Origin of the sequence: Pedobacter westerhofensis (assembly GCF_900182595.1) — a bacterium.
Classification (GTDB): Bacteria; Bacteroidota; Bacteroidia; order Sphingobacteriales; family Sphingobacteriaceae; genus Pedobacter; species Pedobacter westerhofensis.
The window spans coordinates 168276-181256 of record NZ_FXTN01000014.1; the positions used below are offsets into that span (position 1 = coordinate 168276).

Here is a 12981-nt window from a genome sequence, read left to right on the forward strand (position 1 = left end):
GATATGAATTTAATACGTTTCGCACTGCGTAAACCCATCTCCATTATGGTGTTTGTTGCAGGTATGCTGTTTTTCGGTATCAGTGCCATGACCAGTATCAAGGTAGATATCCTGCCACAGATGAACCTGCCGGTGATCTACATCGCGCACCCTTTTGGAGGGTATACCCCAGACCAAATGGAAGCTTATTTCGGTAAGAACTATGTAAATATCCTGCTTTTCGCCAATGGTATCAAAAGTATCGAGACCAAAAATACACAGGGTTTGATGCTAATGAAGCTGACTTATTATGAGGGCACCAATATGGCCCAGGCCGCGGCAGAGCTCAGTGCCTTGTCCAACAGGGCGCAGTCCAGCTTCCCGCCCGGCTCACAGCCACCTTTCGTGATCCGTTTTGATGCGTCGTCACTTCCCGTTGGCCAGCTGGTGCTTAGCAGTGATAAACGTACCAATGATGAACTCCAGGATCTGGCCAATACCTTTGTAAGGCCATCCTTTACCTCCGTTCCGGGCTTATTGGCACCGGCACCATCAGGAGGTAGCCCGCGTTCAATCGAGATCAATGTTGATCCCGGACTGATGCGTTCGCACAACCTAACTGTAGATCAGATCGTGAATGCCATCAAGGTAAATAACCAGACTGCTCCTTCAGGAAACGTGAGGATAGGCGACCTCAACTATATTACGCCGACAAACTATACCATTGATAAAGTAAAAGAATTTGAAAACATTCCGCTTTTTAAAGGCGCTGTACAAAATATCTATCTGAAAGATGTAGCCGTGGTAAAAGACGGTGCAGATTTAACACAGGGTTACGCCCTCATCAACGGAAAACGTTCAGTATATGTGAACATTGCCAAATCCGGTGATGCCTCTACCTGGGATGTGGTAAAAGGATTAAAAGCCAACCTGGCGAAAATCCAGACCACACTGCCAGAGGATGTAAAACTGTCGTATGAGTTCGACCAGTCGGTTTACGTAATCAACTCTGTAGAGAGTCTGATCAAGGAAGGTGTAATCGGTGCGGTACTGACAGGTTTAATGGTACTGCTCTTTTTGGGCGACAGGCGTGCGGCGCTGATCGTTATCTTAACGATTCCTACCTCTATCATCTCGGGCGTACTCTTCCTGAAACTTTTCGGGCAAACGATCAATATCATGTCGCTCTCCGGACTGGCCCTCGCGATCGGTATCCTCGTGGATGAATCCACGGTAACGATAGAGAATATCCACCAGCATTTTGATATGCACAAGCCCAAGGCACTGGCCATCTGGGATGCCTGTAAGGAGATCGCTTTTCCAAAATTGCTGATCCTCCTGTGTATCCTGGCGGTATTTGCACCAGCCTTTACCATGACAGGTATTCCCGGAGCCTTGTTCCTGCCACTGGCACTGGCCATCGGCTTCTCCATGATCGTTTCCTTCCTGCTGTCACAAACCTTTGTACCGGTAATGGCCAATTGGCTGATGGTTGCCCACCCTTACAAACATGAGAAAACAGATGATTCCATTACTGTGGATGAAGATCAGTTTAACCAGACAGGGCTTAGCTTGGAATCTGAACATAATACGATGGATCAGAAAAAGATCCTTGTAGATAAACAGGAATTCAACCACCCTGAAAAACTCACCAAGTTCGACAAGTTCAGGAACCGCTTTATGGGCGTGATCGACGGGATGTTCAAGTATACCAAAACCGTGGTAATTACCTACGTGGTAGTCATTATCGGCCTTGCCGCCCTGATGCTTGTTACGATCGGACGTGATGTACTGCCAAGGGTAAACGGCAGCCAGTTCCAGCTGAGGATGCGCGCACCTGCCGGAACAAGGCTGGAGCGTACCGAAGAAATGGCCGGTAAGATCCTGAAAGAAGTAAAACAGATCGCCGGAGCAGAGCATGTAGGGATTTCCTCGGTATATGTAGGTCAGCACCCCTCACAATATTCGGTAAACCCGATCTACCTGTTCATGGGCGGTCCGCATGAAGCTGTATTCCAGGTTTCTCTGAAAGACTGGGAAGGGGATATGGAAGCCTTTAAAGACGAACTTCGTGCCCGTACCAGAAAAATCATGCCTGAAGTAAAACTGTCTTTTGAGCCTATCGAGATGACGGATAAAGTACTGAGCCAGGGATCGCCGACACCAGTGGAGGTAAGGATCTCCGGCAAGAAGAAAAAACTGAATGAAGAATATGCCAACAAAGTGCTGGCCAAATTAAGAGCCATCAATTACATGAGAGATGTGCAGATCGCACAGCCTTATCAGTATCCTGCACTGAACGTCAATATCGACAGGGTACGTGCAGCACAGCTGGGCGTAGATCTGAATGATATTTCAAGGTCACTCGTTGCTTCAACTTCATCATCCCGTTATACGGAAAAGAATACCTGGATCGACCAGAAAGCCGGCCTCTCGTACTCGGTACAAGTGCAGGTGCCTTTCAACCAGATGAAAACCAAGGATGATATGGGCGAAATTTCGCTGATGCAAAATGCGACACGGCCTACATTAAGCGATGTAGCGACCATCAAAGCGGACACCACTTATGGCGAGTCTGACGATGTGGGCGCTACGCCATTCCTGTCAGTAACGGCAAACATGCGCAATACAGATTTGGGAACAGCCAATAAGGATGTAGCCAAAGCCCTGGAAGCTGTAGGCAAGCCGCCGAGAGGGGTAACCATCGAGCAGATCGGTATGGGTAAAGTACTTGATGAAACGCTGGTGAGCTTACAAAACGGATTACTGGTTGCCATTGTGGTGATCTTCCTGATGCTTTCGGCCAACTTCCAGTCGTTCAGGGTGCCGCTGGTAGTACTGGCCACTGTTCCTGCGGTTGTACTTGGATCACTGGTTGTGCTGCTGTTATGGGGCTCAACGCTCAACCTGCAGTCGTACATGGGGATTATCATGTCGGTGGGTGTATCCGTAGCAAACGCCGTGATGCTCATTACCAATGCCGAAGAGCTGAGACAGCAAAACGGCGATGCGCTCAAATCTGCGCGCGAAGCTGCAGGCTTACGTTTACGTCCGATTATCATGACCAGTGCGGCCATGGTGGTAGGTATGCTGCCAATGGCGATCGGTGAAGGTGAAGGCGGAGACGCCATTGCACCACTGGGAAGAGCCGTAATCGGTGGACTGATTGCTTCTACCTTTGCAGTATTGCTGATTCTGCCAATGGTATTTACCTGGGTACAGGGCAACGTTCCTTTAAAATCACCTTCATTGGATCCTGAAGATGAAGAAAGCGAACACTACATCAAAGGATTAAACGAGGCATAAAAAATTAGATTAAGAACATAGATCAAACATAGATGAACACAACAATATTCCGCCGCAGAACAGTTTTATTCAGCAGCATCGCATTTCTCGCTTTCCTGAGCAGCTGCCACCATAAGGAAGAAACAAAAGACCCCGGAACGGCATCAGTAGGCATCCCCACTTTTACGCTTCAGAAAGAAGCGCTGTCTACTTCCCTGCAAATGCCGGGAGAACTGATCGCTTACCAGCAGGTAGATATTTATGCCAAAGTGAGCAGCTTTGTGAAAACACTGAATGCGGATATCGGTTCTGAAGTAACCAAAGGACAGCTGCTGATGACCCTCGAAGCACCGGAGATCAGCTCGCAGCTGAATGCCGCTGAATCCCGTTTGCAATCACAGCAGGCGGTCTATACGGCCAGCAAAGCCAATTACGACAGGTTGCTTGAAACCAGCAAAACTCCGGGTACGATCTCTACAAACGATCTGGACCAGGCCATTGCCAAAAGGAATTCAGACCAGGCACAGCTCAATGCCGCAAAAGCAGCATACAAAGAAGTGGGCAGTACATTAAGTTACCTGCAGATCCGTGCGCCTTTCAACGGGATCGTTTCTGCAAGAAATGTGAATTTAGGTGCATTTGTTGGGCCTACAGGATCAGGATCTGCACTGCCGATCTTTACGATCCAGGATCAGAAACACCTCAGGCTGCAGGTTTCCATTCCTGAATTGTATACAGGATACCTGAAAGAAGGCGACGTAGTGAGTTTCAGTGTAAAGTCAAAACCAAACAACCTGTTCACTGCAAAAGTAAAAAGGTTGTCTGGCGCCCTGGATGCGCGTTTACGCTCAGAAAGAATAGAGATGGACGTTCCCAACCTCACCAAACAGCTGCTGCCGGGCATGGTAGCCGATGTTTCTATCCCTTTACCGGCAAATGTGAGCACTTTCATCGTGCCTAAAACTGCCGTAGTAGATGGAGCGGAAGGAATTTATGTGATCCGTGATAAAAGTGGCAAGGCCGAAATCGTACAGATCAAAAAAGGCCGCGAAACGGATGACAAAATTGAGATTTTCGGCAATATTGCCGAAGGAGACAAGCTGGTTACACAGGCAACTGAAGAAATTCGTGCCGGTGACCCTATCAAACCATAAATTTACAATTAACTGGGGGACATACTGTAAAATTTGCGCATTTTTAGGGCGTGAAAAAAAGTATGTCCCTTTTGGAATGGTATCAGATGTTTGCTGCAAACAGACCAGACGTGATTATTCCCAAATCCAGCCTTGATGTCCCAACCGGGCACTTCAACGTGTTCAAGCGTTTGGGCTACTGCACACTTAACCCTTCACCCTATAACCGCAGGGATTTTTATAAGATCTCGCTGATCCTGGGCAAGGGCGTACTCCATTATCCAAATGAAAAAATTGTGATCGACGGCCCTGCGCTGCTGTTCAACAATCCTACGATCCCTTATTCCTGGGAGACCACCTCCGAATTTCAGTCGGGCTATTTCTGCCTGTTTACCGAAAGCTTTATGCGCCAGCATTCACAGCCTTCCAATGATTCTTTCCTGATTAAGATACAGGATGTGCCCGTTTTTTATCTTGATGAGCCACAGGTAATGGCTGTAAGTGCCATCTTTGAAAAAATGCTTTCTGAGATCGATACCGATTATCCTTATAAATACGACGTAATCCGAAACTATGTGAACCTGCTGATCCATGAGGCCATGAAGATGACGCCCCGCGAAGATCCGGCAGGGAAAACCCACAATGCAGCATCACGGCTCTCCTCGCTGTTTTTCGAATTGCTGGAAAGACAGTTCCCGATTTATTCCACAGATCATGTGCTGGAACTGCGCACGGCAAATGCCTTTGCAGAACGATTAAACGTGCATGTGAACCATCTTAACCATGCCGTGAAAGAGGTTACCGGCAAAACAACCTCCGACCATATTTCCAAAAGGATCGCCAATGAAGCCATTTCACTGCTCAAACATACCGAATGGAATGTCTCCGAGATCGGGTACTGCCTCGGCTTTGAGTACCCTGCAAACTTCAATATGTTCTTCAAAAGACAGATGACCATCGCTCCCAAATCTTTCCGCGAGGCGCATCATGAACTGAGCGACCCAAGAAAACGCTGAAAACTTTTTGATACATTCTGCGTTATCAATGCAATGCGGGATCTTTCGCCCTGCATTCAATACCGCAATCTTCATTTTTTGTGCTTTTGGCGCGATTATTGGGTTTTAACATTTTTTAACACGAGAAAATGCACAGAAATCCATGATTTGAGATTTCCGGATTGGAAATGATCTTTTTAGATCGTAGATTGTGAAATTGTATCTTGTTCCTCAATAAAAAGACTTATAGGCCCGGCGTAATACTTATGAATGATATTAAAAAGAAGTCTTTTTATATACTGATCTTATCAAATTTTCTCTTTCTTATCAATGCCACCGCTCAGAACACAATTGTTTCGGGTGTCATTACAGACAGTAAAGACAAGAGCCCATTGCCCTATGTAACAGTATTGTTCAAAGGCTCCCAGCTGGTGACCAAGACTGATGCCAACGGGAAATATACGCTGAGCAGCCCGGCGGTGTACAGCCAGATACAGGTCAACTATGTGGGGTATAAAACTCAGGTGCTCTCCATTAAGCCAAACACCACACAAACGGTTAACATCAAACTGATGGAAGAATCCCAGAGCCTCACCGAAGTCAGGATCAGCTCAGGAAAAAAAGCCCGTTACCGCAATAAAGATAACCCGGCAGTAGAACTGATCCACAAGGTGATCGAGCATAAGCCGATGAACAGGATGGAGAGCGACAAGACCGTAGAATTTCAGCAGTACGACTGGATGCAGTTCTCTCTCAGTAACCTGAGCGAAAAATTCAAGAATAAAAAGATCTTCCGCAAATACCAGTTCCTGTTTGATGAGCAGGACTCCAATGAAGTTGGCGGTAAAAATATATTGCCTGTATATCTCCGGGAACGTTTGCTGCAAAATTACTACCGCAAAAACCCCGAGAAAAACAAGGTCATCACCCTGGCGGATAAACATGTAAACTTTGACGACGGACTTGTAGATAACAATGCCATCGGTACCTATTTCGAGCGGATGTATGCCGATGTGGATATTTACAAGAACAACATTGTTTTCACCAACAGCCAGTTCCTAAGCCCCATCGCCGATGGTGCACCGGCTTTTTATAAATTTTTTATCACTGATACGATCAAGACACATCAGCCAAACCTGATCGAATTATCATTTATACCACGGAATGAGAACGGACTGCTGTTTGAAGGGCGTATCTACATCACCATGGACGGCAAATACGCCGTGCAGGATGCTTTTTTAAAGACAGGCAAGGGCGTAAACATCAACTTCATCCGCGCGATGGAGGTGAAGCTTAATTTTGATAAAGATACTGCAGACAAGTACCACCTCAGCAAGAGCCACCTGCTGGTAGATTTCGGCCTCGGCAAAGAAGGGGGCAGGGGCTTTAAGGGCGAAAGAACAGTAGTGATCAAAAACTACAAGACCAATGTTGAGCATCCCGACAGCCTTTACAGCGGGGAGAGCATAGTAATGGCTCCTGATGCAGAAAAGCGGTCAGACCAGTACTGGGCAGAAAACCGCCTGGATACCCTGGCGAAAGAGAAGCTGAAGATCTACAGCAATATCGATACGCTGGGTAAAATGAAATCCTTCAAGCGCCTGATGGATGTGGCCTCGGTGCTTTTCATCGGTTACAAGAAATTCGGGCCGGTTGAGGTAGGGCCGTTCTATGGCTTCTACGGTTTCAACAACCTGGAAGGTTTCAGGTTAAGGCTGGGCGGCCGTACCACCACTGATTTCAGTACACGCTGGTACCTGGCGGCTTATGGTGCCTATGGTTTTAAAGACGAGAAGTTTAAATATTATGGCAGCGTGGCTTACTCGCTGAACAATAAATCGATCTATAAGTTCCCGCAGAGCTTCATCCGCGCCAGTTACCAGCGCGATGTTGATGTTCCCGGCGACGAATCCAAAACCGTTGTTCCCGAAGATAATATCGTTTCGTCTTTCAGGCGCGGCGTCAACAATCAGTTTATCTACAGCCAGTTCTACAGGGCAGAATATATGCAGGAATATGCCAGTCACTTCTCCTTTAACATCGGTTTCAAGAGATGGACACAAACCCCGGCAGGAACACTGGTTTACGAAAGCTATGATGCCAATAACCAGCTGATCCGTACTGATCACATCACCAGTGCCGAGTTTAACCTTGAACTGCGTTATGCGCCGCATGAGCGTTTTTACCAGGGCAAGACCTACCGCGAACGGACGATTGAGAAATACCCGGTGTTCGACCTGAACTTTTCTTCGGGCATGAAAGGCGCTTTTGGCGGTCAGTATGAATACCAGAGCCTGATTGGTACGATCGATAAAAGGTTCTATCTTTCGCAGTTCGGACGTTCAGATGTCCGTCTGGAAGGTGGCTATATCTTTGGTAAAGTGCCATTCCCTTTGCTCGATATTCACCACGCAAATCAATCCTATTCTTATCAGGTGTATGCCTATAACCTGATGAATTTCCAGGAGTTTGTCAGCGACCACTATGTGAGCTTAAATGTAGATCATAATTTTAACGGGCTGATCTTTAACCGGGTGCCATTGCTGCGGAAGCTGAAACTGCGGGAGTACGTTACTTTCAAAGGTTTGATGGGCGGTATCAGGGATGAGAACAATCCTAACCTGCATTCCAACCTGCTGCAGTTTCCTACCACTGTTGATGGTGTGGCCAGGACTTACGCGCTGGGCAACAAGCCCTATATCGAGGGCAGTGTAGGTGTCGGCAATATCTTTAAGGTGCTGCGTTTTGATATCGTGAAGCGTTTCAATTACCTTGATAACCCGGGTGTCTCAGAATACGGTTTGCGTGCGAAAGTGCAGTTCGAATTTTAAGCATATTCTTCGTTGAATTTACTGTTCAATTGATAGAAAAGCTCATTCAAACGTTATAAGCGAATTGTTCATTGAGGCGTTTATTCAATGTTTGATTGCTATAAACTTTATTCAAACGTTATAAGCGAATTCTTCATTGAGCCCTTTATTCAAAGTTTGATTGCCATAAACTTTATTTAAATATGCTAGGCAAATTCTTTGTAGAGGCTATTGTTCACTCTTCAATTGCTATAATCGCGTTCAAACGTTCTGCGCAAATTCTTACTTGAGTCTGTACTTCGGTCTTCAACTGCTAAAAAACCTCGTTCAATCCCACAAACACACCTTTTGCTCCATAATTTCCGATCCCGTAATCTATACAGAGGTTAGAGCGGGTATGCTTGTCGAACAGTATGCGCAGACCTGCACCTGCTCCAGGTTCCCAGTAATTGAATAATTTTACGTCAGCCTGGTTGCTGGCTGTTTCCATATTAAAGAATGCTACGCCGCTGAGCAGTTTATTTCGCGTGATTGGAAAGCGGTATTCCATCTCATTGTAAAAGAAAGAAGGCCCTTTAAAGCGGCTGATCGTGTACGCGCGGCCAATGCGCTGGTTTACATCGCTGCCGGTGCCGGGCAATTCCAGATAAGGCACAGAGCCATTCAGTAGGTACGAGCCCCAGAGCCAGTAGGCCAGCACCTGCTCCGGGTTTTTGCGGGACAAGCCCCAGTATTTCCTCAGTTCCGTTTTCAACTGTACAGCGCCTTTCTCACTGCCCAGCCATTTCTGGTTGGCGCGCAGGATCAGGTCCACATACAAACCTTTGTACGGCCGGTAAGGCTGGTCGCGCGTGTTGTACTGCAGGTTGATCAGCAGACCATTGGCATAATAACTATGCGGAGGATAGCTATTTTTCATGCTATAGTGGTAGTTGTATGTTTTTATACCATCAGATCCGTCCAGTTCCTCATCAATATCCCCGTAATAATTAAAAGTGATCCCTGCACCCGCATAAAAGTTGGGCAGTAAGCTACGGTACACATATTCGCTCAGCTTCATAAACTTATACCTGATCGGTATTTCCGGGGTTTTCTTTCCCGTACCCAATCCATGGTCCAGTACAATGGTTTTGCCCAGGTTATAAACGCCCTGGATATTCCATTTGTTCCCTTTGGTATATACATTATGCGTCAGCTGCACCAAAGCCAGCTCATTGGTAGAAACTGTGGCAAAAGCATCAAAAACCGATAGCGTGGTATTTTCCGGATCTCCCAGATACCTTGTGCCCGATACATCGGCACCAAAGGCAAATCCTGTACTTGGGGTATACCCGATGGTGGGCAGCAGTGCGAGACTGCCGCTTTTCTTATTCCTGGGTGCTTTCTTTTTAAACTTCTGAAATGCCGCATGATAGACATCGTTCACATCTACCTGTCCGGCGATCTCATGGTCTACCGTATCCTTTGGCAACTTGTATTTGGGAAGGCCGATTTCCTGAGCCCGCAACTGTCCGGTACCTGCAACTGACAAGAAAAGAATTAGCACAAGCCTGCAGTGGTATCTGAACACTTTATCTGGATTTTGGTGTGCCAAATATAATTAAAAAGATCACCCGCAACAGTTTGTACTACAATTCCGTGTAGCAAATTTAGAATTAACTGACTCCGGCGGATTGATTAACTTTAAGCCGTGATCCTGCAACTTAAATTTATTCCTGTCCTGCTGCTGCTTATTGCCGGAGTGATATTTAGTATATCTTCAAAAAAGCTGACGGTCGCTGGAGCTTTTACCGGCTTCGTATGTGGCCTGCTGCTGTATATTGGTGCCGGTTATCTGGGTCTACTGATGCTGACAGTGTTTTTTCTGGGCGGTACTGTAGCCACTTCATGGGGTCGCAGGAAAAAGCAGGTGCTGGTCAAACCTGGTGATCAGGTACGCCGTACCGCCGCTCAGGTACTGGCAAATGCCGGCATGGCCACATGTATTGCCTGCCTGCGGATAGGCTATCCTGAATACCAGGCGGTATTGCTGGTGATGCTCAGCGGAACGCTTGCTTCGGCACTGTCCGATACACTGTCATCAGAACTCGGGATGCTCTACGGGAAACACTTTTACAATTGTATCAGCTGGAAAAAAGATCAGTGCGGACTGGATGGTGTGGTAAGCATAGAAGGTACACTGATTGGCCTGGCCGGGGCGGTGGTCATTGCAGGTATGTATGCGCTTACGGAGGGGATGAATATGAGCTTCGCTGTCATCGTGATCGCCGGTGCTGCAGGTAATTTTGCTGATTCTTTTCTCGGCGCAACGGCAGAAAGAAGGGGGATTCTTAAAAATGACATGGTAAATTTCCTGAGTACTCTATTCGCAGCAGTGGTAGCTCTTTTATTCTGCCTCTTTTTTAACTTGTTTTAGTTTTCGTACTGTAAAAAAGAAATCTATATATTGTACTTTATTCGAAAAGCCCTTTAAAATTCATTAAAATTGCGGGATATAATACTTTATACGCTCCACATGTTGAAATTGTCCGTTCCGCTGATGCGGCGATAACTATTTTAGCACTAGAAGCGCCATCTGACAGATAGCAAACAATAAATACATAGATGAAACGAATATTGAAGATTGGTCTTGATTCAGCTGCTCCCTTTCCTTTACACAGTGATTATAACTCTGCTAAATTTGAGGGATTTGAGGTCGATATGATCTCCGCTGTTGCTGAACTGCTTGACCTTGAGCTTCACTATGAGGTTTCGCTATGGGCCACCATCCTCGAGAAACTATACAAGGGCGAGCTGGATATGATCTGCTCGGCGGTAACGATGACGCCTTCAAGAAAGATGATCCTCGAGTTCAGTCAGCCTTATCTTGAGTTTCAGCTTTGCGCAATTGTAAGCAGGGGAGTGGTGCTTAGTGACCTGAGCGATTTTGCCAATAAAAAGATCGGGATCCGCATCGCTACCGAAGCGGAAAAATACGTGATGTCTGCCTTTCCTTCAAACGTGACGGTACACGCCGAGACCAACAATGAGCTCTACAAAAAACTGCTGGCCGGCCGCATCGATGTACTGATCGACGATTCGCCGATCGCAGGGGGCTTTCTGCACAAACATAAAACACTTGAAATAGGGATGTTCATGCCGGGCACAGAGTCGCAATATGCTATCGCGATGAAAAAAGGCGATGTAGTGCTGAAAGACCAGATCAACGGAGCGATCGACCTCCTGAAAGCTAATGGCAGCTATAATCAAATTTTTAAGAAGTGGTTCAGTAACATCAGGCTGGTCTGATAATTGTTACCCATGTTATATACCTATACTGATTTAATGAGTACGTACGCATACATATTGGACAAGAAGAAAGATAAGGACAGGGATAAGAAGTCTGATAAAAAGGACAAGTCCGGTAAAGACAAGAAGTTAAAAAAGAAGTGCTGCGAAAAATGGAAAAAGGGCAAGCGCTGTAGCAATTGCCCTTTAGGGTAGTAATAGTTAATTTAGGTAATCTTTAGATTTGTGCCCTGATCTTTTTCATTGCACCGTTCACAATTCTGTTTAGACGTTCGTCTGTCCTCTCATGACTTTCATTGATCCATAGGTAGGTGTTCAATTCCATATCATATATCGCAGTCCGCGGACCATCTCCGGGACCCAATCTGTCAAAGTAACTGTAGCAATCCAAAACACTGGCACATTTGAAGTACCAGTCCTGGTCGAGCTCATAGTTGATGTTTATTGCTAAGTATCTCATTGCACTGTAAACATAAAATTTTTGATGCTTGTAAAAAATTATATTACACCAAACTGGCTTTTGCCGTGGCGAATGATGTATTCCTGCAAACATTATGGCATATTATTTTATTATCTTAGGTACAAACTCTAATCGGAATAAACAATTATGGAAAGAATGATTCAGGCTTTGTTTCCTACTGAAACGGAAGCATTTAAAGGTTTGCTGGCGATACAGCAGCTCAGCGCGGTACAGGATATTTCTCTGGGTGAATTTTATATTCTCTCCAAGGATGAAAATGGGGCTACGTCTATCCGCACGGCACAGGATGAGGCCGAAGGATACAGTGCAATTGGTGGTGGTATCATCGGCGGCCTCATCGGTCTGCTTGCAGGTCCGCTGGGTTTCCTCGTTGGGATCGGCGCCGGAATGGTTGCAGGTGCAGCAGGGGATACGGTGAGGGCAGAAGGGGTGTCAGATTACCTGGATAAGGTATCGGCGAATATCCCGGCCGGCAAGTCGTTATTGGTTGCGCACGTGTGGGAGGATTGGGAAACGCCAATTGATACGGTGCTTGCACCGCTGACTACAGAGGTGCACAGGTTGAATATTGATGATGAGGTGTATGAGCCAGTGCTTACGGAACTGGAAGATTTGAATGTCCGGATCAAACATGCGGAAACTGAGTTTCTGACTGCGGACGAAGCGCATCATCACGAAATGAATGAGAAGTTGCTGCTGCTGAAGATTAAGCGCGAGGATATGTTGAGGAAGCTGAGCGGGAATGCGGATCATCAGGAGAAACAGTATACCACATGGGTGGATAATTCGCATAGCCATCAGGCAGATCATATCGCTGATACGATTCACAACAAAGAAAGACATGACCGTCTTGAAAGCCGCATTGCTGAACAAAAGGCAAGGCTGGAGATGTTGCGCAAAAACAGGTAGATTTTGGAGACTGTAAATCAAACTGTGTCAACTCTTGATAATCAAGAGTAAGAATAAGTAAATTAGTATAAACTTATGGACACAATGAACAGTAAAAAACC

10 protein-coding genes are annotated in these 12981 nt (G+C 46.3%); 8 read left to right on the top strand and 2 right to left on the bottom strand.

The genetic code is table 11. From position 1 onward, the window contains the following. Positions 1–3: 3 nt before the first annotated feature. The 4 genes from FN831_RS24245 (at position 4) to FN831_RS24260 (ending at position 8223) form a co-directional block, all read left to right on the top strand. Positions 4–3285, top strand: a complete 3282-nt coding sequence (locus FN831_RS24245; RefSeq protein ID WP_142530797.1) for an efflux RND transporter permease subunit — start codon at positions 4–6, stop codon at positions 3283–3285. Positions 3286–3317: 32 nt separating this feature from the next. Then, positions 3318–4418 carry an efflux RND transporter periplasmic adaptor subunit gene (locus FN831_RS24250; RefSeq protein WP_142530798.1) on the top strand — a complete coding sequence of 367 codons (1101 nt, stop codon included), beginning with the start codon at positions 3318–3320 and terminating at the stop codon, positions 4416–4418. A 62-nt stretch (positions 4419–4480) separates the two neighbouring features. After that, positions 4481–5413, top strand: a complete 933-nt coding sequence (locus tag FN831_RS24255) for a helix-turn-helix domain-containing protein (protein ID WP_142530799.1) — start codon at positions 4481–4483, stop codon at positions 5411–5413. Between the two features lie 245 nt (positions 5414–5658). Continuing rightward, on the top strand, positions 5659–8223 hold the full coding sequence (locus FN831_RS24260; protein WP_142530800.1) for a DUF5686 and carboxypeptidase-like regulatory domain-containing protein: 2565 nt from the start codon (positions 5659–5661) through the stop codon (positions 8221–8223). Positions 8224–8515: 292 nt separating this feature from the next. Here the strand turns inward: FN831_RS24260 and FN831_RS24265 are convergent, their stop codons facing one another. After that, entirely contained in the window at positions 8516–9733 is a 1218-nt protein-coding gene (locus FN831_RS24265; RefSeq protein ID WP_142530801.1) for a BamA/TamA family outer membrane protein, read from the bottom strand. Between the two features lie 159 nt (positions 9734–9892). Here FN831_RS24265 and FN831_RS24270 point away from each other — a divergent pair, with 159 nt between their 5' ends. The 3 genes from FN831_RS24270 (at position 9893) to FN831_RS27820 (ending at position 11685) form a co-directional block, all read left to right on the top strand. Beyond that, positions 9893–10618 (top strand): DUF92 domain-containing protein, encoded by a 726-nt coding sequence (locus tag FN831_RS24270; RefSeq protein WP_246101739.1) that lies wholly within the window; start codon positions 9893–9895, stop codon positions 10616–10618. 188 nt (positions 10619–10806) lie between these two features. Continuing rightward, positions 10807–11490 (top strand): substrate-binding periplasmic protein, encoded by a 684-nt coding sequence (locus FN831_RS24275; RefSeq protein ID WP_142530802.1) that lies wholly within the window; start codon positions 10807–10809, stop codon positions 11488–11490. 36 nt (positions 11491–11526) lie between these two features. After that, positions 11527–11685, top strand: a complete 159-nt coding sequence (locus tag FN831_RS27820; protein WP_185960596.1) for a hypothetical protein — start codon at positions 11527–11529, stop codon at positions 11683–11685. A 22-nt stretch (positions 11686–11707) separates the two neighbouring features. Here FN831_RS27820 and FN831_RS24280 read toward each other — a convergent pair whose 3' ends face one another. Then, positions 11708–11950 (bottom strand): hypothetical protein, encoded by a 243-nt coding sequence (locus FN831_RS24280; RefSeq protein WP_142530803.1) that lies wholly within the window; start codon positions 11948–11950, stop codon positions 11708–11710. Between the two features lie 147 nt (positions 11951–12097). Here FN831_RS24280 and FN831_RS24285 point away from each other — a divergent pair, with 147 nt between their 5' ends. After that, positions 12098–12880 carry a DUF1269 domain-containing protein gene (locus FN831_RS24285; protein ID WP_142530804.1) on the top strand — a complete coding sequence of 261 codons (783 nt, stop codon included), beginning with the start codon at positions 12098–12100 and terminating at the stop codon, positions 12878–12880. Positions 12881–12981: the final 101 nt, after the last annotated feature.